The organism is Tenacibaculum xiamenense (genome assembly GCF_964513065.1).
In the GTDB taxonomy this organism is placed as follows: domain Bacteria; phylum Bacteroidota; class Bacteroidia; order Flavobacteriales; family Flavobacteriaceae; genus Polaribacter; species Polaribacter xiamenense.
In genome coordinates this window covers 168,175-194,504 of record NZ_CAZEQU010000005.1, presented here as the reverse complement: position 1 = coordinate 194,504, position 26,330 = coordinate 168,175, and the positions used below count along the sequence as shown (strand labels likewise).

Here is a 26,330-nt window from a genome sequence, read left to right as displayed (position 1 = left end):
TTCCTTTTTTAAAATGTTGCATTAATACCAAACGAGTAAACTCTAGGTCTAGGGAAAGAAGTATAATCAATTCCAGAACTTGGAATTCCATTATTGTTAACAGATCCTGTATCAGAAGAAACTTCTGGATCTAATCCACTATACCCTGTTATTAAGAATAAGTTTTGTCCACTTAATGAGAATCTTAAAGACTTTAACGGTCCCTCTTCTTTTAGTGGTATGTTATAACCAAAACTTAGCGATTGTAATCTTACGAAATCTCCTTTTTCTAAGTATAAAGTAGAAATTTCTTGAGATAATAAATTTACCGAATCAGATGTTCCATTTCTACCAGTTTCGAAGGTAGGTCTATTTAAAAACGCATTGGCCGTAGCATTATATACGTAGAATCCAAATTGACCTGTAAAATAAGCACTAGCATCAAAGTTTCCTTTATTAAAGTTTAACGACAAACCAGTAGTGATGTCAGGTAAAGCATCTTTTCCTACAAAATCTTTGTTGTCTGGTACAAAATCAGGAACTCCGTTTGTTTCAGCATATTCAGCCATGTAGAACGAAAATAATGAATGTCCTTCGCCAATACGTTGAACAAATGCCCCAGTTAATCCAGGTCCACGAATTGGCCCTATATCCGCCGTAAATCCTGGTTGTAAACCTTCAACAACATTGTCATTATAAGCGATATTAAAATCAACAGAGAATCCCATATCATCTTTCTGAATAAAATCATAAGCCAAAGAAAGTTCAACCCCTTGGTTTATTACCACTCCTTGATCTAAGTTTTTAAATACGAAAGGTTGATCTGCAGGCGCCGCAGCTGGGCTTCTAAACAATAAATCTCTTGTTTCTTTTCTATAGAAATCCAAAGATCCTGAAAGCCTGTCGTTATTGAATCCGAAATCTAAACCTAAGTTATAATCAGTTAATTTTTCCCATTTCAGATTCGGGTTTTGAACTGAAACAGTCTCTAGACCAGGTCTTTGAATACTTCCTCCATCAGGAATACTAGGACCTGCAAATCTTTCCCTAAATAAATAATTCGCGTACCCTAAACCTGCCTGATTACCAGTAATACCAGCACTCAATCTTAATTTTAACGTTGAAACATTATCTCCTACGAAATCTTCTTCATGCATTTTCCAAGCAAAAGCTCCAGAAGGAAAATAACCATAAGTATTGTTCCCTCCAAATCGTGAAGATCCATCAGCTCTTAAAGTAGCTGTAAATAAAAACTTGTTATTTAATGTTAAGTTAACTCTTCCAAAGAAACCTTGTAACTCATCTGTATTATCAAAGGTATCTAACCAAAGTGATCTATAATTTCCTCTTACATTAAAAGTTCCTGAATCACTAAAAGGGTCTAAAGTATTAATAAAGCTTCCATTAGAATCATAACCAAATTGCTGGTAAGGAGCACCTCCAATTGCATCTGTAATTGTTGTTATTGAGCTTTCCAAAACACTATTCATCCTCTCTAAATCTGTTGTAGGACTTCCCCAAGCTTGAGAGTTGTATCCTTGTCTTCTAAAATCTTGGAATGAGTACCCTACTAAAGCATCAATAGATAGGTCTTCAGAAATATCTTTCTTATAATTTAATGTAGCTTCTAATAATTTACTTGTTGCTTTCAATGTATTTCTAGAAGCCTGTCCATTACCAGTTATACGTCCATTATTAGCATAGTTCGCCGAAACTGCAGAAGTTGCTACGGCATCAGATTGATCGTATCCTAAATTTACTTTAGCCGTTAAATCGCTCGTTATATCATATTCAACAGATCCATTTAATAGATATCTATCAGTATTTGTTAAACCTAAATAGTTTTTTAAAATGTTTGCTGGGTTTAACCTGTTTCCTGGGATTGAGAATGATGGAGAGTTAGGCCAAGTTGGTAACGCAGAATAAGCTGCACCAATTAAATTTCCACTCGCTCCAGCTCCTCCACTTACTTGAGGAGACTCATCCTCAACTTGTGCAACAGAAAGATTTGCTGTTAAACGTAATTTATCATTAAAAAACTTATGAGAAGCATTGATTCTTCCGGTTATACGCTCTTGAGATGAATTCTCTAAAATACCATTTTGTAATGATTGGGAGAACGTAGCTCTTATATTCCCGTTCCCATAATTTTGGGAATACGAAATATTGTTATTCACTGAGAAAGTACTTCTTGTAATAACATCTTGCCAATTCGTATTTCCTCCTCTGTCGTCTACTGCTGGAATTGGAGTTCCTGTAATCGCCAGTTTTTGAGTTCTATATTCATTTGCATCGAACAAGTCGTACTCGTTTGCAGGACTTGAATAACTTACATTAGAGCTAAACTCAAACTTTCCTTGTCTTGATTTACCACTCTTTGTGGTAATAATTACCACCCCATTAGCAGCTCGAGATCCATAAATCGCCGTTGCCGAAGCATCTTTTAATATAGAAATACTCTCAATATCATTAGGGTTAATAAAGCTTAATGAGTTTCTAGCTGTATCACCTCCATCAACAATACCTCCAGCGGCAGGAGTTGTTCCTTGACTAGATAAAGGAATTCCATCAACTACGAATAGTGGATTGTTGTTTGAGCGGATAGAGTTTGACCCTCTAATTCTAAGTGCTATTCCTGCACCAGGTTCACCACTGGCAGCCGTCATTTGAACCCCAGCTGTTTTACCTTGAATTAATTGTTCTGGAGAGGAAATAACCCCTTTGTTAAATTCTTCCGATTTAACGGCAGATACCGCTCCAGTAGCATCTTTTACGGTAGTAGTACCATACCCCACTACTACTACTTCGTCTAGTTGTTGGTCATCATCTTGTAAAACCACATTTATGGTTGATGAATCTCCAACTACTACTTCCTTTGTTTTGTAACCTATAAAACTAAAAACGAGAGTATCTCCTTTTTTCGCTTCAAGGGAATAATTTCCATCGAAATCTGTTTCGGAACCAACAGTAGTTCCTTTAACCAACACACTAACACCAGGTAAAGGCCCCTGAGAATCGGAAACCTTTCCAGATATTTGCTGTGCATAGGTAATACTTCCTACTAATAATAAAGTCAGAAGTATTAACTTCTTAAGCAAACCATTTTTCATAATTGAATTAGATTTTATGTTTTAATTAGTTAATCTTCACGTGTGATTTCTACACCCAAAACGAAACCACATCTATAACAAAATTTGCAAAATTTTAACACATTTACAAATATTTAAGAGTAAGAGTATCAATTTGTTGCCGAAAACGTTTTCGGCTTATTATACTGTTAATTTGAAAAAAAATATGCATATTGCAGTATTCCTAATACCCTTATTTTAAAATAATTAAACCGCTTACAACCTTTTATGTCTAATAAAATCACTTTAAAAAGTATCGCAAAAGAGTTGAATCTTTCAGTAGCTACAGTTTCAAAAGCGTTGAAAGATTATAAGGATATTAGCGAAGACACCAAACAGAAGGTTTTGGAATATGCGACGAAGTTTAAATATAAACCTAATTCGTTTGCACAAAGTTTGCGTTCAAATGAATCAAGGATTATTGGTTTAATCATTCCAGAGATAGTTCATCACTTTTTTTCGAATATTATTAATGGTGTAATAGTTACTGCCAGAAAAAAAGGTTACTTCGTTTTAGTAATGCCTTCAGAAGAATCTTACGAAGATGAAGTAAATCAAATAAAATTACTTACTGAAAAAAATGTAGATGGGATTTTAGTTTCATTATCAAATGATACTATTAATTATTCGCATATAAAACAAGTAATAAACTCTGGAGTTCCGGTGGTATTATACGATAGAATATCAAAACTCATTTCAGCTTCTAAAGTTCAAATTGATGATATTCAAGCTGCAATAAAGGCTACTGAGCATTTAATAAATATAGGATGTAAGAAAATAGCCCATATCAGAGGTCCATTAAAACCTCAAACAACTATTGATAGAGCTAAAGGATATAGGCAAGCTCTACAAGACAATAATATAACTTACGATAAAAACCTTGTATATAATGCTGAAAACATGTCTTATGAAGATGGATATAACCTTGCTGAACTCATTCTAAGAGAACATCCAGAGGTAGATGGAATTTTTTGCTTTACTGATTTAGTTGCCATGGGCGCTCTAAAAAAACTAAATGAGTTAGGTATCAGTATTCCAGAACAAATATCAATTGTTGGTTTTAGTAATTGGTTTATTACTCAAACGAGTTCACCAACTTTAACTACTATTAACCAACCGGGTTTTTTAATTGGTCAGGAAGCATGCAATATATTAATTGAAGAAATCCATGCCAAAAGAGATAACAGACCTTTTGAGCATAAGACCATAAAAATTCCTACAGAATTAGTTATTAGAGAATCAACAAAATAATACAACAATTAGTACTAGTAAGTTAGAAGTTTGCGTCTTGTTAAATCTTCCCTTTTGACTTTTTTAACGGAAACATTAAACTCTGGACAGTCAATTACCAGATGGCATTTATATTCTTTGTCTATAAATAAATTTCGATAATACCACTTGGTTGTTTCTATTTCAACATATTGAGAATCTATATATATTTCTTTAAGAGGAATATTTAAACCTCTTCCATCAGCTTTCATTCCTGCTTCTTTAATAGTCCATATTTCGTAAAAAGCTTCTATCTGATCTTTTGAGTTCATTATTTTGAGGCTTTCTTGATGAGTTAACACCTCTTTAAAGTCACTTATATTTATTTTTGAATCTATCTTTTCTATATCAATTCCTAGTAAGCTTTTTGTCAATGAAAACAGACAAATTACATATTTCCCGGAATGAGAAATATTAAAGGATATTCTATCAGGAACAAAAGGTTTTCCGTATTTAGTGTATTGAACATCTTTTAGACCTAAATTAGTATAATCGTTTAATATCTTCTTTATAAGAAGTTTTCCCAAGACAAATGCTTGTCTATCATTCCAAAATCGAAACCTTCTAGCTTTCTCATGAAAATCATGAGGTAGCTCCTCAATAACTTCTTCAAATACATGAGACGGCCATTCTCGATCATTAATTATATACAGCGCAACAGTTGAAACACACATTTATTATTCTTCTTAGTCAAAGTTACATCTTAAAACTTGCATCTCTTTAATAATTTCCTATTTAATCATACACCCCGTATAAGTAACTATTCACACCCTCTGATTTTGAGTATTTTGGCAACTTAAAAGATTGAAATTCCAATGTACTCAGATTAAAGCTATCGTAATTCCGAATAAAAGCTAAAATTCATTTGACATAAAACCCTCCGTGCCAAGCTCACGGAGTGCTTTCTTCAAGGTATCCTTCCCTTTAAAACATGTTAAATAGCCACTGCTAGTTCAGAAACATAACTGGTAGGTACAGTTGCAATTATATTCTGTTGTAGAGAATCTATTCTAACTACAATTTTATTGGAATTGTTTACTTTAATCACTTCACATTCTATTCCTTGAAGAGAACCAAATGATATCGTCCGTTTATCTCCAATTTTAGGCAAATTATTATCTGTTTGTAAATCCATAATGTTTTTATCTTCAACTAAAAATCGAAGATTATTTATCTCTTTATCAGTAACCTTTGCATATTCTTTACCAAATCGAATAAAAGAACATACCCCATCAACTGACAGTGCTTTATGGAATTCTTTAGGGGAGTTAAGATTAACAAACACATAGGAGGGAAGTAAGGGTTTAAGAACGATTTTTTTTCTATCGCTCCATTGTTTAACGGTCTTCGCTAAAGGTAAGAAAGTCTCTAAGCTTATCTCTTTTAAAGATTCATATACTTTCTTTTCCCAACGAGACCTGACATATATCACATGCCATCCACTCGTGTAATTCATAGTTCGGTTAAATTTTTGATTAGTTAAAAACTAGACTAGGCTACGCCTATCTCACTTACGTAAGGTCTATTTTTTAAGTAAAATAAAATGGACTCAAAATCCCTTTATTTGATAGCTATTGATGTAGTAGGTAGTAAGGTATTAATAACTATCATTTTACCTTACAAGTATAGTAATTTTTTACCTCAAAAAAATTAATTAATGTTAAAAAAACTTAAAAACAGTGTAACCACTTTTTTACAAGTAAGCTAAACACCTTCAAACAAAACCACAAACAACTGAAAAACAGAAAACTACATCTTATTTTATAAAATTAAAAAATAAAAAAAACTCCTAAATATGTGGCGTTTTTTCTACAAAAACAGGTTTTTTTAGTTGTTTTTGAGCTATTTACACCTATCATTTGGACTATAAACAAAGCGAATTCGCTCTTTTATTTGTTTGTAACTAGTCTTAATTAAATTAGACCGATCGTTCAATTTTCTCGCTTATTATATGGTGTTTAGCATTAATTTTTGGCACTATCAAATTCAATTAACTTTAATTTAGTAATCCTTATTTTATATAAACCAATTCCACACAACTCCAAAACGTATAACGAAATCTCTATAAGGATAGTTAGGGGCAGACAAATAATCTTTTTTAAAGAAAAAAGAACTTATATTATCAGCTTTAAAATAAATCCTTGTTCTCCTAACTCTACCATTAAAGAAAAGATCAACCGTAGGGTATCCAATTTCTGTATTATTTTGAATGGTAAAGTCTCCCAATAAAGGGTTATAAGCATTTGCTTTGTATTCAGAAAAATATTTAAACGTTGCCCCTATTTGGACTAGTAAAGGGTTTCCTTTAAACCAATTATCTTGATAGTATAAAGTATTTCTAGTTACAAATTCAGGTACTCTTAAAACATCACTTCCACTCGCTACTTTCTGATACATTATTGTGTTATCAAAACCAAACTTCCAAAATTTAAACTCTTTTGAAACTTTTGCTTTTAAATAATTAATGTTGCCACCATGTTGTTCGGGAGTTCCATCTTCTTTAAAATAGGTATAATTATCTATATTAGTAATGTCTAAAGATGCATTTCCCCATTTACTGTTAAACTCACCTCCTAAAACTCTAGCTCCAATATTTGAAAAATTGTTTTCCCAATTAAATTTATTGTAATTACTTTGATTTAAAAGGAAATTAAAATCGGGGCTTTTATTATTTATACGGAGTTTTGCTTTTATTGAAAAAACACTATCTTTTTTATAAAAAGCTTCAGCTTTTAAATCATTTCCTGACAATCTCCCGCTACCTGGAATCAAAGTTCCACTTGCGTTGATATGAAAGTTTTTGACCTTCCCTCTCCAATCCGCTCCAAAGGAAATAGCATCACCTTTTAAACGATTGTTTTGAATATCTACAAGATTGTTCTGAAGGTTTTCATAACCATAATTGTAAGTTGTGTAGCCTGATCTAACCCTAAACTTACCAAGAACATATTTAGAATTGAAATCTAAAAATAACTGATTATCATAAACCAAATAGTTTGTTTTATTTGAAACCGACCCAGATATTCTATTTAGATCAAAAAAATCAGAAGCGGTATTCTGTTTAAACTCGAAAAACTTTGAATCTCTTGTAAACGAATGTCCTACTTTTAGATTCGAAAAGTCTTTATCATTTACAGTATCTTTCGAAGATAGTATTTTATAGGTCTGCTCAAAGTAGAGTCGCTTCCCCTCTAAATTACTTTCCGCATCATTCAAATTAACATCCAATCTACCTCTATCAGAACTAAAATTTGGATCATCATTTAAAAAAGCTGTTAGAGCTGTTTCCGTTAAACCACCACTCTCTTGGTTTAAAAAATCTTGATTTACAGCATGACCTCTTATGGCATACTGTCCTTTCGGACTTTCGTAGTTAAATGTAAATCTAAAATTACCTGTACTGGCCAACGAACGACGATAGGCACCCAAAGATCTTAATCCGCGATAAGCAACTGCAATATTTAAACGTTTCGAAAAATTTACAGTAAACAAAGCATCCAAAACCTGTCCTTGTTCTAAACCTGTTCGATACATAATTTCGGTTGTAGGTGTTGGAACGTAGTAATAATCCACATCTTCAATATTGAAATAATTGAATTGTTTTGCCGCAAAACCTATATCCGGAATAACAGAAGTTTTGCCAAAGTCATAACCTAATCGATTAAATGTTTGTCCCTGATTATGAAACGCTAATAATTCGAAATTATCTTTTCTTAAAAAATTAAACTTGTAATATTTCTGAATTGTTAATGTGGTATCAACAATAGTGGTATCATTTTTATGAGAAATTATCTTGTAATCCGTATATTTTGTCTTCCCGCTTAACAGAACATCTATTTCTCCTCCAAGACTATCAACGCGTCTATCTCCAAGACCTTGCCCTGTTCTTGGGGCAGCGAATCCTCCATCTACTGTTTTAAGTTGTGAAAACGTCTGAATTCCAATTAAACAAAAGACTATTAACAACAAGTTTTTCTTCATAGTGGCAAAAGTAAAATAATAAAACGAAAAAAAGCGCCAATATTTTCTTTGAAAACTGTTAATTTGTAGCATGTTGAAACTAAAATTTAGCGATTTTTCTCTAGAAGCAGGAACAGATGAAGCTGGAAGAGGGTGTTTGTCTGGTCCAGTTGTGGCCGCTGCTGTTATTTTACCGGAAGATTTTTCTCATGAACTGCTAAACGATTCTAAGCAACTTTCTGAGAAACAACGTAAAAAACTCCGCCCTTATATTGAAGAAAATGCTATTGCTTTTGGTGTTTCTTTTATCGATCAAACTGAAGTAGATGAATTAAACGTACTACAAGCTTCTATAACAGGTATGCATAGAGCTATAGCTAAACTAAAAACCGCTCCAGAGTTTATTGTTGTCGATGGTAATAAATTTAGACCTTACGAAGAAATTCCACATGAAACCATCGTTAAAGGTGATGGTAAATACATGAATATTGCTGCGGCCTCCGTTTTAGCAAAAACCTATAGAGATGATTATATGGAGAAAATCCATGAAGAATTCCCTGAATATAACTGGAAAAAAAATAAGGGTTACCCAACTAAAGAACATCGAAATGCCATTAGAGAATTTGGCGCAACCCAATATCACCGTAAATCCTTTAAATTATTACCAGAACAATTAAAATTGGATTTATAAGTTCTTACACAAACAATTTTCTAGATTTTCCACCTCTTGGTTAAAACTTAACAACCACAAGAACCATTAGTATACTGATAAATAATCATTTCTTTATTACTTAGACTTTGATCCTACAAACTGATCTGACTTAAGCTTAAAAAGCACATTAAAGGTGGTTAAACTTCCGTAAATCCTGGTAATATATTGTTGCAAGTCAATTTTATCTTGATCATCGAGTGTTTTGCTTGAGTTGATCTTTTGCTCCATTACTCGAATTCTATCGCGTACCATAACTATTTTATGAAAAAAGGTATCAATAGGAATTTCTTTTGATACTAAATTAGTGTCGGCCGGCTCAATAATTAACTTTCCCCCTTTATACTTGTCTGCTATGGGTACTACTTCAGAAATATCACTCCATTGCTTTAATATTTTTCTTAATGTACTTTCAACTTCATAAAAACTAACGGTATCAACTTCATCATTCACTGCTTCAATAACTTCAATTTCTTCATCTAAAGAAATTGTTTCTAAACCTTTTTCCTGAAAAGTTACCCAATAATGTTTGCTATCAACATTAGTTACTACACCAAAACCATATTCTGGATGATTAATTCTTGATCCTATTCCTAATAATTTCATTTCTTTAATTTTTACCGTTTTTTAGGTAAGGTATTCCTAAACATTGAAGGATCTTAATTAATTATCCCGTAATGTAAACGATTTATACCTCACTATTTTTTTTAGAAGACACTAAAATAGTTATTTTTCTTCTGTAAAAACGTAATTACTTCTGCTCTAGCTAATCAATTACTGCACTATTTGAAAAATAGTTGTTTGTACACATTGTAATTTCAGAGATGAAATAACTGTTATCTACCTGACTTAGCGAAGCTTTGCTACAAAGAGTTCAAATTAAAAATTTCATGTATTTTTGTGATTCAATTTTTTAGAACAATGATCAAAAGAACACGTGCTGAACTCAATAAATGTATTATTCATAAAGTAGCTAATAAATACAATAGCGGACAAAATGCTCTCTCTGAAAGTTTAGTTCGTTTTGATGAAGAAAGTTATGAATTGTTACTTCCTTTTTTACTGAAACCTTTTGGTTCTGTTACTCAAAGTTATCGTTTTAACCATCACGCTGATATTGGTTTAAATGAGATCAATAAATATTCAGCGGATATCTTTGAAAATGAAGAAAGTTTTATTGAGCATTCTAAAAATATTGTGAACCATTTATATGAGCAATCAAACTCAGCCAATATAAAAACTGGTGATGTAATCGTTGCCTATTTTGAAGGACTGGAATATCGAGATGTGCTGGTGGAAGCTGTTGGTATTTTTAAAATTGAAAGTAAAGTAGATTTCTTTCAGACCTATTTGGATGAAGAGGATAGTTTTGACGTAGTTGTTCAAAAAGGAATTTCAACAAAAAAACTGGATAAAGGATGTTTAATCCTCAATACTTCAGATGTTGAAGGAACGGTAGTTTTATCCGTTGATAATAATAATTATGACGCTCAATATTGGATTAAAAACTTTTTGAACGTAAAATATGCAGATGACCGAAATTTACATACACAAAACTACTTGGAGCTATGTAGAGAATTTTCAGAAGAGGTAATTAAACCTGAATTCGGAAAGCAAGAACAGAGTTCGTTTTTAGCGAATACTGTTGATTATTTTAAAGAGCATGAAAGTGTAGATTATCATAATTTTAAGGATGATGTGTTTGCTGAAGACAAGCATAAAGACATGTTTGAGGATTACAAAAAGCACTTCGAAAAACTCAATGATGTTTTAATTCGCAATAACTTTGATGTTTCTGATGCTGTATTAAAAAAGGAAAAAAGCAAGTTTAAAACAGAAATTAAACTAGACACCAATATTCAAATTAAAATTGATGTAGATGCTCCAGATGCACCTTCAGAATATCTAGAAAGAGGATACGATGAAGATAAAAAAATGAAATTTTACAAAGTTTATTTCAATGCTGAGAAATAATCTTATTCAACAGAATAAAAAAGCGATTAGAGATTCTAATCGCTTTTTTTATTTAATTCACTTTCCAATTGCTCTTTTAAGTCCGTCAGTTTTTTCAACTTCTTCTTATCTTGATACTTCGATGAAAAATGATACAGCAAACAAAAAACAGTGTATACTGTAGCACATAATAAAACCAACTCTAAAAAGGAATACTCTCCTTTTTCAAAGAGAGATTCTCTATCACTAAATGGATCATGAGAAGTATAATGTGGTGCCCAAAAAGAGAATAAAACACCTCCGAAAATAACTTTCCATAAACGTTTTCCTAAAAAGTTTTCTTGACTTTTAACAGCCTCTATCTTATTCTTTGTGGCTTGTAAATGTTTCTCTTTATAGTAATTGGACATTTAACTTTACTTTTTTTCTAATAAAGCTTTTACTAACTTCTTCAACTCCTCTATTTCCTCAGATTGCTTTCTCAGCTCTTTATCTTGTTGAATGGTATATAATGTTAGTTCTTCGATTTTTTGTAAAAGTTTGGCATCCATTTCACCCAAGAAAAAACCATCTTTTTTTACTTCTTCAGCACTAGGTATGTTTTCCAAATGTCCTTTCTCTTCTATATGGGCTTCAACCTCAGCTAAAGAAGGCAATTTATATTCTTTTGAAAATACAAAATCTGCCCAGTTACCATAAGTTGCCACTTTTACTTCTGTAGCAGCTATTTTCCCATTTACGCCCAGCTTAAATCCTTTCGTGTTTGTTGTTCCTATTCCTATATTACCATTTTCAATGAAATGATTTCCACTACCGGTAACCCTTAGCAAACCTGATGATACTATATCACTTTTTGAATCTAACAAAGTTCGCCACTGATGAAAACCACCAATAACACCTCCTTCAGCTGTTCCTCCAGACCAAGTACTCGTTCGGAAATACATTTTTTTAGTACTCGCACCAAAATAAATATTTGACTCCCAATGATTATTATAACCATAAAGTGACAACAAAGTTCCATAATTATTATTGTCAGGAGCACTTCCTCCTGGTCTTCTGGTATGATAATCATCAAATAGTTTTATGCTCATATCTCCTAATTGAGTTCTAGGTGCTTTTGAAAAGTCATAGTTAGTCAAAGGAAAGCTCATTTCTTCTTGAGTTTTACCTGGTAAAAGACCTTGATAAGGTGTTGTTGCTTCGGGATGCAAATAAAACAATTCTGAAACTCCTAATCTTCCATTAGTTCCATAAGCAGAATAAAATGTAAAGCGGAGTTGCGTATAAGATCCAGAGGGTACTTTTTTAATAAATTTTGCTCCACCAGCGTAATCTTGATTCGTATAATCAGCTATTGTTACCCATTGATTCGCTTGGTAAGAATTAAACCCTTCAATTTTAAAACGTTTAGCCTGCCAATATCTTGTAGACCAACCTACCCATGCACCTCTTTGACTATGCCTATTGGGTAAATTTTCGATCAATACAACCGTTGGATTAGCCACGCTAGGAGCCGTAGAAGTATAAGACGGAGTAAAGTTACCATCGAACATAATAGATAAATTAAGCTGAGCACTCCCCGATTGAGTAACTTTATATCGCGAATTAGCATTAAATAAAACATTATGTTCTAGTCCCACTGGATTATCATTATTCGTATAATTCTGAGCTTTTACTGTATAAAAAATTGTTATCATCACAGCAAAAAGGAAAATCTTTTTCATCTCTTCTTTATTTTAATTTTTGTTTGATAATTTCTATCTCTTTAGCCAATTCTAATAACTTAGAATTTTGACTTTTTAGTTTTTCTATTTCTTTAGATTGCTTTTTCAACTGCTTTTCTTGTTGAATTGTATACAATGTTAACTCCTCAACTTTTTCTAAAAGTTTTTTGTTCATTTCTCCCAAATGAATCCCACCTACTTTCTCCACTTCTTTTGCGGAAGGAATGTTTGGTAAATGTCCCTTTTCAGTAATATGTGTTTCAACTTCTTCTAAACTTCTTAATTCGTAAGCATCCTCAAAAACGTAATCGGGCCATCCTATCAAATCTACCTTAACTTCTTTTGTATGAATCAATCCGTTGACTGATAATTTTGCATCTGGAGTTATTGTTCCAATTCCCACATTACCTCCCATTAGGTTAATAGTACCATTATTACCCCCTAATTGATTCGCTCTGAAAGTCATACTTGATCGAGAGTCATAATAAACTATATTTTGATTATCATATAATCTAAAATTGGTCCCATACTGTTGCCTTTCACCTTCAATAAATATTTGATTTATTCCCTTACCTGATACTCTTATACCCGATTCACCAACTACATGAAGTTGATTATTAGGATTTGAAGTCCCCATACCAATACGTCCGTTCAATTTTATAACCATTCTATCTGCATTATAAAATTGCCTATCAGATGAATTCCAAGATGTTGTATGAAAACGAAGCTCACCATAATATCCACTTCCAGCCGGGTTTGGGTTTATAGAGTAAATACCCGCGCCTCCTTTTCCAAAAACTAAACCTCCTTTGTAGGTAACTTGACCTCCATTACCTGGCATATAATTTCCAGTTGCTGTTTCACTTATAATAAAAGTAGCCCTTTTATTATTTGGAGAGGTTGCATTGTTTGTAACTCCTGAATAACCAGCAAAATCACTGTAGACAGCGGAACTACCTCTAACCTCTAATCTTCCATTTGGTTCTGTTAAACCGACACCTACATCACCATCTGTTCCTAAGTGGAATACCTTTGTGAATTCATTGAGAGAACGAGGGGTAGCATTAGTCCCCCATTGATATCCATAAAAATTCAAGTCACTTCTTCCTCCTGATTCCATTGTCATAACCATACCCGAAGCATTTGAAGCGCCCGCCCAGGAAGGTTTAAATTTACTTACATCCGCTTTATCAATAGTAGCATTAAACCCAATAACTCCCGCATTGTTAATTGTTTCACGTTCGTTTATCTCAATATAATCTCCTACTCTTAATCCTTTTTCAGCACCTACACTTCCTCCTAAATCCAGTCTCGATCTTGGTTTTGTTGTACCAACACCGACTTTACCTCCGAATGGATTTAAAGTAATATCCCAATTTGCAGTATTTCCAGAATTCGTAACCTGAATCCCCATACCATTTCCATTATTAACCTGTGCAAATTGCATATTTGTTGAATTCGTAGCATGTGGTTTTAATGTTAATACAGAGTTTTTACTCATATTTACTTTTGAGTCTCCTTCTCCAGTAATATTATTAACAACATGTAATCTCGCTACTGGGTTTGTATTACCGATACCAACATTACCTCCTTGGTCTATTCTTACACTCTCTTTTAATGCAGTCTCATTACTCTTCTTTGTCCAAAAAGTTAAATAACCAGTATAGGTTCCTCCAGCTCTAGGCATTCCAATTCTTGAAACCTCTGTACTACCTTGCTTAGCTGATATCCTACCTACATCTACAAACCCAGCGTCATTTCTTAAACTTTTTAAAGAAATTGCTCCAGGAGCTGTGGCTGAATCATAAATTTCCAATTTTTCTGAAGGTGTAGTCGTTCCTATACCAAAACTTCCATCATTTTTAAAAATAAAACGATTTGTAACAGGTAATCCAAATCTTAGAATAAGATGGCCAGAGTCTGTTTTATCTAAATAAGAACTCCCTCCTGTGCTCCTACTAAAATGTAAATTATTACCTGTAAAATAGGTGTTAAAAGTCTCGGAGTTGGAGCTTGACTGAATATGCAATTTTGTTGCGGGGGTTGGTGTTCCAATTCCAACCTTTCCATCTTTTTCAGTTATTACTTGCGCATTAGCAAATGCAGCCAGACCTAAAAAGGTCATAGCCAATATTGACTTCTTCATATTAATTATGATTTATTTTTAAACTTCAGTGTTGTCTATGTGCAATACAATTTTTGAATCTAGCAATTATTCCTTTCAAGAATTTATTAAATTCCTTTTCAAAACATTATTTTATCTCTTTTCAACTTCTCGTAGCATGTATAGTCAGAAAATAGTAAAAAAACAAAACATTCTCTAACAGCAAATTATCTCTATAATTAGTTATTTTCTTCTTCATTTGCAAAACTACTCTTTTTCAGCCATTCTCTTAACATAATCTGTAATAATTACGATCTGCGTTCCTCCAACTTTTCCTTCTATGTATTTAGGATTTTCTGGGTCTAAAGAAATTCTTCTTACAGCAGTTCCTTGTTTTGCAACCATACTTGAGCCTTTCACTTTTAAATCTTTTATCAAAACAACATTGTCTCCTGCTTGTAAAACAGTTCCATTGACATCTTTATGGATTACTTTTTCGCTTTCATCCAAATGATCTCCAGAAGCCTCTGCAAAACGCAACTCTTCATCATCTAAATACATCATATCCAGTAAATCTTGAGACCAACCATCCTTTTTTAATCTGTGTAACATTCTCCAAGCGACAACTTTTACAGCTCTAAATTCACTCCACATGCTATCATTTAAACATCGCCAATGATTGGAACTAACAGATTCAGGATTATTTATTTGATCAATACAAGTATTACACCCCAATAAGCTTCCATCAACTCCTCCTGTAGAAATAGGAGGTACCTCGTAAATACTTAGATTCTCTTTTGAACCACATAATTCACATTGATGTCCACTCCTTGCCTGTAATTCTTGTAATAAACTCATGATATCCGTTAAATTAATCAGGCAAAAGTACATTTTTAATATGACTTCAATAATTTTTATTTATTCAAAGGAAAACAAAGTTGTTATTGTCATATAATATGATAAAAAACAAATGAATTAAGAGACAATTCAAAAAAATGGAAAATCAAAAGAATCATTCATTCTAAATGGGAATTCTCTACTACAATCCAACACCTAAGCACAATTGTTTTGAAAAAAACTACAATTAACAACAGGATTTAAACAACAATAAACACCTATGTATCAACAAGATTAAAAACAGTTTAAACTTTATTGACAATTATCGTTGAAAAAAATTATCCTTTTTTAAATTTTCTATTTTAAAAAACGTTCTAAATAATATACTTTTGTAGTACTACCCCTTAGTGAAATATTAGCAATATAAACCAACTACAAACCAAATGAGACTACCATTATCTAAACAGAAAGACTCACGTATTAGTAAAACAAAACGAGAAAAATTCTTAGTGCTTCCTTTATTTTATAGAGGATCAATGTACTGGCTAGAAAACGTTTTAATTAAGAAAAACTTTAACGGAGTCAGTTATCAAATTACTGATGTAATTAGACTTAAAAAAATTTAAGTTCGTTTCTTCTTTTTTCCCCTTAAATTTCTTCCTAAAAATTATAAATACAAATCGATTAATCCTTCAGGAGTGACAACTTCAATTGTCTTATTTTCGCGATCTACTTTCTTGATAAAATCATCAATCATCGGTATAAAAATCTCTTTTCCCTCTCTATCTACCACGAAAAGAGGCTGAGCAGATGAATCATTGATTTCTTTAATAACGCCTACAGTTCCAAAAGAACTATCTTTTATGTCAAAGCCTATAACTTCATGATAGTAAAACTTATCTCCTGTGAGTTTTGGAAGTAAATCTATAGGTAAATAAATACCTGATCTTAGAATAGCTTCAGCATCCTCTTCACTATCAACACCTTCAAACTTTAGTCGGAGCATTGTTCCTTTACTTAAAGATGATTTTTCAATAAAAAAAGGAACCAGATTATTGCCTAAATCGACAAAAACTGATTCCAAATTTCCATAAAGTTCAGGTTCATCGGTATCTAATTTGATTACCACTTCACCTTTAAAACTATGTTTTTTTACGATTCTGCCAAGATAAAAGCAGTTGTCTTTGTGCATCATCGTACTAAGAATTTTTATTCTTCACTATCAGAACTAGCATTCTCTCCAGCTGCATCTTCATCATCAGCTACAGGAGCCTTTGCTGCGATACGTGCTTCATTAGTTGCTTTTTCAGCCTCTAAAGCTTTTGCTTTAGCCTCTTCTTTAGCTTTCGCTAAACCTTCAGTTTTACCAGCTACTTTACCAGCTTTCTCATCTAACCAAGCATTAAACTTTGCTTCCGCTTGCTCTTCTGTTAAGGCACCTTTTCTTACCCCACCAGCTAAGTGATTTTTTAACAAAGCACCTTTGTATGATAAAATTGCTCTCGCAGTATCAGTTGGTTGTGCTCCATTCTGTAACCATTTTACAGCGCTATCCACATCTAAATTAATAGTTGCAGGGTTAGTGTTAGGATTGTAAGTACCAATCTTTTCTAAGAAACGTCCGTCTCTTTTAGCTCTTGAATCAGCAGCTACTACCCAATAAAATGGTTTTCCTTTTTTACCGTGTCTTTGTAATCTAATTTTTACAGGCATAATTTTAATTTTTAAGGTACACGTACCTTGATTATTAATTTTTAAGTGGGCAAATTTATAAAATATTTTTAACTTAATAACCTGTAAAACATTCTTTTTTAAAAGAAAAAAGCACCTGTAAAACAGGTGCTTAAAAAAATTAAAAGTATTTATATCTTAAATTACTCTAACGCTAACAGCGTTTAATCCTTTTTTTCCTTCTTTAAGTTCAAACTCAACTGTATCTCCTTCACGAACTTCGTCGATTAATCCAGACACATGCACAAAATGCTCCTTGTTTGATCCTGACTCAATGATGAATCCAAAACCTTTAGATTCATTAAAGAACTTTACCGTTCCTTCTTTCATTATAAATGTATTAAAATTAAACCGGCAATGTACGCTTAATTATTGAGTCATATTAAATTTTTCTCATTTATTTTTAATCGATTAATTTTCAACATAATAAACTCGAACATATTTTTTCATTTATACAGGAAATCTTCTCTGAATAAGCTTTAGTAATCTATTCGCTTTTTTTGTTCTTAATTTAAAGACAAACTTATAAACCCCATCTAATACTCGGTTCAATCTTCTGTGACTTTTGTACTTCTTTTTTAATTGATACAATTGATAAGGTAACTTCAACGTTTCTTCCGAAAAACCAACTCCAGTATAGGCCTGTAATTCTTTTAAATAATTAAAACCAAATTCTCGAGTAGGTTCCAACATGGTTCCTTCTCCAAAGTCATTCCAAGTAATCAACTGAATAAACTCAACAGGTTCTGTATCCATAAGATTTAAGGTTTCTGAAAGCGTTTCTCCATTATTATGAGGAATTCTCCAATCGTTCTCACCAGGTTCTCTCCAGCCACCTTCTACATAAAAGTCATCAAAACCGGGATATACTCCACCTATTGTTGTCAATCCATTTTCTCTAGCATAGTTATAATAATCCGTTAATGTTTCCATATGATTCTTATCTACCCAGCTAAATTCTCCTCCTGACATTTTTCCCACACGATCACTAGCTTTCCAAAGTGAAAAAACTTCTGGATTACTATTAATACTAGAAAAAACTTCATTCCATTGTTCTGAAGTAACCATAAAATGAGGTCCAAAAACAAATAACATTTCAGCTCCATTATGCCTAATGTAATTTTCGCTTGTGAAGTATGTATTTTCAATATACTTAATATCGTTTATAACAGCTTCCATTCCTGCCGCTGTTCTATTTTTTGCATCAGGTACTCTGGCCATCGTGTATTCAGCAACACGATCTTCATACATAATTGCAAACTCCAATCCAACTTCCTCTATTTCTTCAATAAAGGATTCAGTATTTTCTTTAATTGACAGATAATCATTAATATCACGGCTTCCATACCAATCAAAAATGACTCCATCAATTCCAGATAATTTCATTAGTAGTAGGTGGTATTTTTGCAGGTCTGGATCTTGAGAAGAATATGGACCTATTAAGGGATAATAATGAGCTGCAATTTCTCTATTTCCCAACTCATCAAAGTTATCAGGATTTTTGTTGGTCATTGTCCAATGTTGTCCCCAATAACCATCATACTCCTTACTGTGAAACCAAGGCATGTAATGAACATATAGCTTTTTGGGATTTCTCTTGACGGCATCTGTTGAAGTAAATTCGTTTGGGGATTCTAATAATTCTTTGTAGAGGTTTTCGATATCTTCGATATCTGACTGTTGATCGATTTGTTCCGTTGACACATCATCAGAACAACTTATACTAATGCATAACAGCAATAGTAGAAGTAGCTTAGAACTAGCTCCTTTCATTTCTTGGGGGGGTTAAGGTTAAAAACAATCTAATTTAAAAACTTATATCAAACGCAAGTAAAAAAAATCTTTAAACAATTAAAAACCAACTACTAAACAACAAAAAGTATAGATGAAATGTCTCTCTTAAAAAAAGAATAACACTGTTAATAAACTGATCATATAACTCTCAAATGAACCATAAATTCTTCGTATTTTTACATGCTTACTTGGGATAAAGCTTCAAACAGAAAAAAAAGGAGAATGTACTTAATTTTTGATACGGAAACAACTGGATTACCAAAGAGTTGGAATGCACCAATTACTGATACCGACAACTGGCCTAGAGCCATTCAAATTGCCTGGCAATTACATGATGAAATGGGGAATTTAGTTGAACACAACGATTTTCTAATTCAACCTGACGGTTTTAACATTCCTTTCGATGCTGAACGTATTCATGGAATATCAACAGATTTAGCAGATGAACAAGGTATTACACTTTCTGAAGGTCTTGATTTATTTAATGAAGCGTTAAAAAAAACCAAGTTTATTGTAGGTCAGAATGTAGGTTTCGATGTGAATATTATGGGATGCGAATTCCATCGTTTAGGTGTCGAAAATAATCTTACAGAGCTTCCTGTATTAGATACATGTACCGAGCATACTGCTGAGCTTTGTAAAATTCCTGGAGGTAGAGGTGGTAAATTTAAACTACCAACCCTAACTGAATTACATAATTTCCTTTTTGGTGTAGGCTTTGGTGAAGCTCATAACGCCACCGCCGATGTTGAGGCAACTACACGTTGTTTTCTCGAATTAATTAGACTTCGTCAATATACTCAGGAACAATTAGATGTACCTGAAGATTATTTTGATAAATATTCAGAAAGCAATCCAATGCCTATTAAGGTAATTGGGTTAAAGCACTTAAACTTAAAAAAGGAGAGTGATAAAATTCGTAAAAGAAAATCTTCTGAAACGAGTGATTTATCAACACATAGTACCTCTGAAGGTTTAGCCAAATTAGAAAACGTAAAGTTTGCTCATTTACACAATCATACTCAATATTCAGTTTTACAATCAACCATTCAAATTGGTAGTATTGTAAAGGCTGCGGCAAAAGATGGAATGTCCGCAGTGGCTCTTACTGATAGTGGAAATATGATGGCTGCCTTTCACTTTGTTAAGGAAGTTTTAGGATATAACAAATCTGCCGAAACTCCTATTAAACCAATTGTCGGATGTGAATTTTTTGTTTGTGAAAATCATGCTGATAAGTCTAAGAAAGATAATGGTTATCAGGTAGTACTTCTTGCTAAGAATAAAAAAGGATATCATAATTTGGCCAAAATGGCCTCTATTGCCTATGTTGATGGTTTCTATTATGTTCCAAGGATAGATAAAGAAGTTATAAAACAATACAAAGAAGATATTATTGTTTTAACGGGTAACTTGTACGGAGAAGTTCCAGGTAAAATTTTAAATGTTGGTGAAAAACAAGCCGAGGACGCTTTACTTTGGTGGAAAGAACATTTCGGTGACGATCTTTATATTGAATTGATGCGCCATGGACAAGAAGATGAAGATGCTGTAAATGCGACGCTTCTAAAATTTGCCAAAGAGCACAATGTAAAAATTATAGCGACTAACAACACCTATTATTTAGACAAAGAAGACGCCAATGCACATGATATTTTATTATGTGTAAAAGATGGAGAAAAACAAGCTACTCCTAAAGGTAGAGGGCGAGGATATCGTTATGGTTTACCTAACGAAGAATATTACTTCAAGTCATCTGAAGAGATGAAAAAACTCTTTGCTGATATTCCTGATGCTATTATTAATATTCAGGAAATTGTAGACAAAGTAGAAGAATATACCTTAGCAAGAGATGTATTATTACCTGCATTCGACATTCCTGAACAGTATCAGGATGAAGCCGATAAAGAAGATGGAGGTAAAAGGGGAGAAAACAATTATTTAAGAGCCTTAACTTATGAAGGCGCTGAAGAAAGATATGAGGAAATTACTGATAGCATTAGAGAACGTTTAGACTTTGAACTTGATGTAATTGCAAATACTGGATATCCAGGGTATTTCTTGATTGTACAAGATTTCATTAAAGCTGCTCGAGAAATGGGAGTATCCGTTGGACCTGGTCGTGGTTCGGCCGCTGGATCTGCTGTAGCTTACTGTTTAACCATTACAAACATTGACCCAATTAAGTACGACTTACTTTTTGAGCGTTTCTTAAATCCTGAGCGTGTATCGATGCCCGATATCGATATCGATTTTGATGATGAAGGTAGAGGACGTGTAATGGATTATGTAATTGATAAATATGGTGCGAATCAGGTAGCTCAGATTATCACTTATGGTACGATGGCTGCGAAATCGTCAATTCGTGATACCGCTCGTGTTTTAGATTTACCCCTTTTCGAAGCAGACCGAATATCTAAATTGATCCCTGGGGTAAAGCTGAAAAACATTTTTGGTGATGATGAAAAGAGTAAAGGGAAAATAGCAGGGCTTCGCTCGGAAGAGAAAGAAAGTGTAGAAGAACTTCGAAATATTGCTCAAGGAAATGGTTTAGAATCTGAAACCATTAGTCAAGCAGTTATTCTTGAAGGATCAGTTCGAAATACAGGAATTCATGCTTGTGGGGTAATTATTACACCTGATGATATTACCAACTTCGTACCGGTTTCGGTAGCGAAGGACTCTGACATGTATGTAACCCAGTTCGATAACTCCGTAGTAGAGAGTGCTGGATTACTTAAAATGGATTTCTTGGGGTTAAAAACACTAACCCTGATTAAGGATACTGTAAAAATTGTAAAAGCGCGTCATGATGTGGATCTCGACCCAGAAAGTTTCCCGATTGATGATGTAAAAACGTATGAACTTTTCCAAAGAGGAGAAACCGTTGGGATATTCCAATATGAATCTCCTGGAATGCAGAAATACATGCGTGAATTAAAACCTACCGTTTTCGCTGATCTAATTGCCATGAACGCATTATACCGTCCAGGTCCATTAGAATATATCCCTTCCTTTATTAGAAGGAAACATGGTGATGAACCTATTGAATATGATCTTCCTGCTATGGAAGAATACTTAGCAGAAACCTATGGTATTACGGTTTATCAGGAGCAAGTAATGCTTTTGTCCCAAAAGCTAGCCGACTTTACCAAAGGTGAGGCCGATGTACTTCGTAAGGCAATGGGTAAAAAGCAAATTGCGGTTCTTGAAAAAATGAAGCCTAAGTTTGTAGAGCAAGCAGCCGCAAATGGTCATGATGAAACGAAGCTTGAAAAAATCTGGAAAGACTGGGAAGCATTTGCTTCATATGCATTCAACAAATCCCACTCTACTTGTTATGCTTGGGTTGCCTATCAAACAGCTTATTTAAAAGCTCATTATCCTGCAGAATATATGGCTGCAGTTCTATCCAATAACATGAACGATATTAAGCAAGTTTCGTTCTTTATGGAAGAATGTAAACGAATGGGACTTGAAGTATTAGGTCCTGACGTGAATGAATCTTTTTCTAAATTCTCAGTAAACAACGAAGGAGCTGTACGTTTTGGAATGGCAGCAATTAAAGGTGTTGGAGGATCGGCTGTTAAGGCGATTATTGATGAACGTAAAGAAAATGGAAATTTCACTTCTATCTTTGATGTTTCCAAAAGAGTAGATTTAAGGGTTGCGAATAAAAAGGCTTTTGAAGGACTTATTTTAGCTGGAGGTTTTGATTCGTTTACCAGTGCACATAGAGCACAATATTTTGCTTTAGATGAGAAAAATCAGACCTTTTTAGAAAAAGCATTGCGATTTGGTAATAAATATCAAGAAAATAAAAACTCTTCTCAAGTTTCTTTATTTGGGGAAGCCTCTGCAGTAGAATTACCTGAACCTACAATTCCTCTATGTGATACCTGGGGAACTATGGAACTTCTAGCCAAAGAAAAAGAGGTTATTGGAATGTATATTTCAGCGCACCCTCTTGATGACTTTAAGAATGAATTAAAGTTCTGTAATGCTTCTTTGAGTCATTATAAAGATTTAGCGAAATACGAAGGTATGGCATTGAGCTTTGCTGGTATTGTTACTGATGTACAGCATCGAGTATCTAAAATGGGTAAAGGATGGGCTGCCTTCACAGTGGAAGATTACGGAGATAGTTTTGAATTTAGAATTTTCGGAGAAGAATACTTACGATTCAAGCACTTTTTAGTACCAAACTCCTTTGTTTTTGTAAAAACTATGGTGAAGCCTGGATGGACGAACAAGGAAGGTGTAAAAGGAGATCCAAGAGTTTCATTTACGGAGTTTACACTCCTTCAAGATATTATGGATAAGCTCTGTAAGAAAATCACCATCACCATGCCTTTAAATGAAATTAAAGAAGAAACCATAAAAGATTTACAGCATTTATTTGCCACAAATAAAGGTTCACAAAGTTTACACTTTACCATTTGGGATGCTGAGGAAAAAATAGAACTCAGTTTACCGAGTAGAACCACCAAAGTGAAAATCTCTAATAAGTTCCTTGTTTCTTTAGATGAACAATTCATTAATTATAAACTAAATTAAAGTATGCTCTCAGAATTTAACAACAGTCTAGATCTTTTAAATACTGTTTCTGAGCAAGACTTATACCAAGAACTTATATTACAATTAAACAAAGATTTTTCTTTAGTTGGATTAGATTATACTTTTTCAAAAGATCAAACACCTATTCAACTAAAGGAAAACCTAATTGTAATTGTAGAAAACCTCATCAATACGGACTTCAACACCTATTTGAATCTATTATATAGGATTGATATTTCTGAAAAGAAAATAGCTTACTCAAACACTAATAATATGACTGAATACTTCGAAAAAGTCTCGTTCGAAATCCTTAAAAGGATTTGGAAAAAGGTTTGGTTTAGGAAACAGTTTTCGTAGAAGCTTGTTTAATAGGCGATCATGCGATGAAAAAAAATTAAAATTAAAAAACAGCCAATCCAACAAAAAAAACCTTAATATCAGATACTTATAACCACATTGCAAATCATCTGTTTTTAAATATAATAGGATTAATTGATAAAAATGAATCTTTATTAGACCATTTTTAAATTCCTCCAATTTATTCAGTTTTACTGGATATAGGAGTGGCTAAAAATTGTAATTATGAAATCAAAAGAAACATCACTTAAAAAAGTTAAAGAAAGACTATCTAGACTTACAGATGATCAACTATTAGAAATAATAAACTCTAATTCACCTCGTCATACGTCTGAAAAATTTCTATCAAAAAAAGAGTTGGAAATAAGAGAATATCTGAGATATAATAAGAAACACAAAGATCAAATTTCAGAAAACAAGTCAAAGCCTACTAAATTGTTTATCCCATTTTATAAAAGATTTGATTTAAAAATTATTTTTGAAAATCTATTTTTTGTTTTACTAACAATATCCTTCGGATCGCTAATTACATATTTTACAATATATTATATTCCCGAACCCGATTATTCTCAATACGATACTCCTACCTCTGCCATAATTCAAAACATTACAGAGAATAATGGTTTTTCTCATGGAGCTTCAGGAACATCTTTAATAACAAATTCTTTTAACGTAATATACAACTATGAAGTAAATCAAAAATACTATTCCGATACCTGTATAATTTTAAACAAACTTGTAAATGCTAAATTTCTCAAAGAGCTCAATAGTAAATTAAGGAACGGAACAATTCCAATCTTATACGAAAGTAAAAGACCTAAAGAGAGCATTATAGATCGCAGAAAATTTAACTAATTTTGAATTTATATCCTTATCGTTTTCCCTTCTTTTCCATACTCTCTTTTAATTCCTTCTAAAATGAACTCTTTTTGAATTTTATCATGACTTGCATGGATTGTTTTTAGGCAAGCATATTGTACAATATTGATAATGTTTGCGCCTGTAATTCCGTATTTCTTGGCTAATTCTGGAATAGAAACAGACTCTTCAACTTCAATTCCTGTTGGTAAACTCTTTTCCCAAAGCTTGATTCTTTCATCATACGACGGAGCTTCAAATTCTATAATGCTATTAAACCTTCGAGTAAACGCAGTATCAATATTGTTTTTGAAATTCGAAGCTAAAATAACCAAGCCAGCATGTCCTTCAATTCTTTGTAAAAGATAGGATACTTCTTGGTTTGCGTATTTATCATGTGCATCTCTTACATTAGTTCGTTTTCCAAAAATAGCATCGGCTTCATCAAAAAACAGAATCCAGTCTTTATTCTCTGCTTTATCAAATAATTTTGAAAGATTTTTTTCTGTTTCTCCAATGTATTTAGAAACTACCATTGATAAATCTACTCGATATACATCTCTCTTAGTATACTTCCCGAGCAAACCAGCTGTTAAAGTTTTACCGGTTCCTGGAGGTCCCCAGAACAACACACGATACCCTGGTTTTATTTTACCTTTCATATTCCATTGATTCAAGAGAACTTCGTTGCATTGCAACCAAGCTTCTATCTCCTTAACTTCTTGTAGTGTTGATGATTTTAAAACTAAGTCATTCCAACTAAGAGATGTATCAATTAAACTAGCAGGAAACGAAGGACTCAATTCTGGTTTTACTGTTTCTCCTAATAAAATTTTACTTTTATATTCTTCATCTATCAAAAGCTTACCACTCATTTCCGGCTCTCCTAAAGGAATTCTCTCAATATCTACGATTCCATTATTGATAACAAAAGAATCATTAAGAACATAAGAAATTCCTTGTAATCTATCCTTTAAACTATTTCCATACAAAATGTATAAAGCCGTTTCAACGGTTGGTAAAATACCTCTATGGTTTTTTCCCTTTACTCCTCCAAACTCAGGAAACTCGCCACCATTTGGCAAAAACGAAACAATAATGTCATTGATAAAGTTTGGTGAAATATGAGGTATTAATGCTAACAGTAAAATAACTGTATCTTCTTGAGATAAATTATTCTCAATAATGAATTTATCAATGTAAGTTTCTCCTTTTCGATATTCAAAAATAGGTTGTTCAGCCCCCCCTTCTCCAAACTCTTTATCAAGACGGTATTTTATTACTTCTGATAAAAAATTAAAAAAGTAATTTTCTTTTTCATTAATGTTATTGGGTGATATTATCGTAAGATGCTCTTGCATTTGCCAACT

The 26,330-nt window shown here is 32.9% G+C and carries 21 protein-coding genes; 7 read left to right on the top strand and 14 right to left on the bottom strand.

The genetic code is table 11. The features are described from left to right. Positions 1–8 precede the first annotated feature (8 nt). Entirely contained in the window at positions 9–3,089 is a 3,081-nt protein-coding gene (locus ACKTTV_RS01260; RefSeq protein ID WP_408028986.1) for a SusC/RagA family TonB-linked outer membrane protein, read from the bottom strand. A gap of 246 nt (positions 3,090–3,335) precedes the next feature. On the opposite strand from ACKTTV_RS01260, the gene ACKTTV_RS01255 reads away from it, so the two are divergent. Continuing rightward, positions 3,336–4,358 (top strand): LacI family DNA-binding transcriptional regulator, encoded by a 1,023-nt coding sequence (locus tag ACKTTV_RS01255; protein WP_408028985.1) that lies wholly within the window; start codon positions 3,336–3,338, stop codon positions 4,356–4,358. A gap of 14 nt (positions 4,359–4,372) precedes the next feature. Here the strand turns inward: ACKTTV_RS01255 and ACKTTV_RS01250 are convergent, their stop codons facing one another. The 3 genes from ACKTTV_RS01250 to ACKTTV_RS01240 all read right to left on the bottom strand — a co-directional run bounded on the left by ACKTTV_RS01250 (position 4,373) and on the right by ACKTTV_RS01240 (position 8,357). Then, a complete protein-coding gene (locus ACKTTV_RS01250) occupies positions 4,373–5,050 on the bottom strand; it encodes a 4'-phosphopantetheinyl transferase family protein (protein WP_408028984.1) in 678 nt (225 codons plus the stop codon). A 260-nt stretch (positions 5,051–5,310) separates the two neighbouring features. After that, on the bottom strand, positions 5,311–5,832 hold the full coding sequence (locus tag ACKTTV_RS01245; protein WP_408028983.1) for a UpxY family transcription antiterminator: 522 nt from the start codon (positions 5,830–5,832) through the stop codon (positions 5,311–5,313). A 560-nt stretch (positions 5,833–6,392) separates the two neighbouring features. Then, the gene (locus tag ACKTTV_RS01240) at positions 6,393–8,357 is read right to left on the bottom strand and encodes a putative porin (RefSeq protein WP_408028982.1); all 1,965 of its coding nucleotides are present in this window, start codon (positions 8,355–8,357) and stop codon (positions 6,393–6,395) included. 70 nt (positions 8,358–8,427) lie between these two features. On the opposite strand from ACKTTV_RS01240, the gene ACKTTV_RS01235 reads away from it, so the two are divergent. Beyond that, positions 8,428–9,027 carry a ribonuclease HII gene (locus ACKTTV_RS01235; RefSeq protein WP_408028981.1) on the top strand — a complete coding sequence of 200 codons (600 nt, stop codon included), beginning with the start codon at positions 8,428–8,430 and terminating at the stop codon, positions 9,025–9,027. A gap of 96 nt (positions 9,028–9,123) precedes the next feature. On the opposite strand, the gene ACKTTV_RS01230 is transcribed toward ACKTTV_RS01235, so the two are convergent. Then, complete coding sequence (locus ACKTTV_RS01230; protein ID WP_408028980.1) at positions 9,124–9,651, bottom strand: hypothetical protein; 528 nt, start codon at positions 9,649–9,651, stop codon at positions 9,124–9,126. Positions 9,652–9,966: 315 nt separating this feature from the next. On the opposite strand from ACKTTV_RS01230, the gene ACKTTV_RS01225 reads away from it, so the two are divergent. Beyond that, positions 9,967–11,019: a nucleoid-associated protein gene (locus ACKTTV_RS01225; RefSeq protein WP_408028979.1), complete on the top strand. Its 1,053-nt coding sequence runs from the start codon at positions 9,967–9,969 to the stop codon at positions 11,017–11,019. Positions 11,020–11,054: 35 nt separating this feature from the next. Here the strand turns inward: ACKTTV_RS01225 and ACKTTV_RS01220 are convergent, their stop codons facing one another. From ACKTTV_RS01220 to ACKTTV_RS01205, 4 genes are all read right to left on the bottom strand, one after another. Then, a complete protein-coding gene (locus ACKTTV_RS01220; protein ID WP_408028978.1) occupies positions 11,055–11,408 on the bottom strand; it encodes a hypothetical protein in 354 nt (117 codons plus the stop codon). 6 nt (positions 11,409–11,414) lie between these two features. Then, a complete protein-coding gene (locus ACKTTV_RS01215; protein WP_408028977.1) occupies positions 11,415–12,722 on the bottom strand; it encodes a hypothetical protein in 1,308 nt (435 codons plus the stop codon). A 7-nt stretch (positions 12,723–12,729) separates the two neighbouring features. After that, the gene (locus tag ACKTTV_RS01210) at positions 12,730–14,868 is read right to left on the bottom strand and encodes a hypothetical protein (protein WP_408028976.1); all 2,139 of its coding nucleotides are present in this window, start codon (positions 14,866–14,868) and stop codon (positions 12,730–12,732) included. A 225-nt stretch (positions 14,869–15,093) separates the two neighbouring features. After that, positions 15,094–15,684 (bottom strand): PhnA domain-containing protein, encoded by a 591-nt coding sequence (locus ACKTTV_RS01205; RefSeq protein ID WP_408028975.1) that lies wholly within the window; start codon positions 15,682–15,684, stop codon positions 15,094–15,096. A gap of 422 nt (positions 15,685–16,106) precedes the next feature. Between ACKTTV_RS01205 and ACKTTV_RS01200 the strand changes: the two genes are divergently transcribed. Further along, the gene (locus ACKTTV_RS01200) at positions 16,107–16,289 is read left to right on the top strand and encodes a hypothetical protein (RefSeq protein ID WP_408028974.1); all 183 of its coding nucleotides are present in this window, start codon (positions 16,107–16,109) and stop codon (positions 16,287–16,289) included. 41 nt (positions 16,290–16,330) lie between these two features. Here ACKTTV_RS01200 and rimM read toward each other — a convergent pair whose 3' ends face one another. From rimM to ACKTTV_RS01180, 4 genes are all read right to left on the bottom strand, one after another. Further along, on the bottom strand, positions 16,331–16,855 hold the full coding sequence (gene rimM, locus ACKTTV_RS01195) for a ribosome maturation factor RimM (protein ID WP_408029067.1): 525 nt from the start codon (positions 16,853–16,855) through the stop codon (positions 16,331–16,333). Positions 16,856–16,872: 17 nt separating this feature from the next. Beyond that, entirely contained in the window at positions 16,873–17,376 is a 504-nt protein-coding gene (locus tag ACKTTV_RS01190) for a 30S ribosomal protein S16 (protein WP_408028973.1), read from the bottom strand. Between the two features lie 156 nt (positions 17,377–17,532). Continuing rightward, positions 17,533–17,724, bottom strand: a complete 192-nt coding sequence (locus tag ACKTTV_RS01185) for a cold-shock protein (RefSeq protein ID WP_408028972.1) — start codon at positions 17,722–17,724, stop codon at positions 17,533–17,535. A gap of 120 nt (positions 17,725–17,844) precedes the next feature. After that, complete coding sequence (locus tag ACKTTV_RS01180; protein WP_408028971.1) at positions 17,845–19,167, bottom strand: glycoside hydrolase family 71/99-like protein; 1,323 nt, start codon at positions 19,165–19,167, stop codon at positions 17,845–17,847. 243 nt (positions 19,168–19,410) lie between these two features. Between ACKTTV_RS01180 and dnaE the strand changes: the two genes are divergently transcribed. From dnaE to ACKTTV_RS01165, 3 genes are all read left to right on the top strand, one after another. Further along, entirely contained in the window at positions 19,411–23,745 is a 4,335-nt protein-coding gene (gene dnaE / locus ACKTTV_RS01175; RefSeq protein ID WP_408028970.1) for a DNA polymerase III subunit alpha, read from the top strand. A 3-nt stretch (positions 23,746–23,748) separates the two neighbouring features. Beyond that, positions 23,749–24,102: a hypothetical protein gene (locus ACKTTV_RS01170; RefSeq protein WP_408028969.1), complete on the top strand. Its 354-nt coding sequence runs from the start codon at positions 23,749–23,751 to the stop codon at positions 24,100–24,102. A 225-nt stretch (positions 24,103–24,327) separates the two neighbouring features. After that, positions 24,328–24,957, top strand: a complete 630-nt coding sequence (locus ACKTTV_RS01165) for a hypothetical protein (protein WP_408028968.1) — start codon at positions 24,328–24,330, stop codon at positions 24,955–24,957. An 8-nt stretch (positions 24,958–24,965) separates the two neighbouring features. On the opposite strand, the gene ACKTTV_RS01160 is transcribed toward ACKTTV_RS01165, so the two are convergent. Further along, positions 24,966–26,321: an ATP-binding protein gene (locus ACKTTV_RS01160; protein ID WP_408028967.1), complete on the bottom strand. Its 1,356-nt coding sequence runs from the start codon at positions 26,319–26,321 to the stop codon at positions 24,966–24,968. Positions 26,322–26,330: the final 9 nt, after the last annotated feature.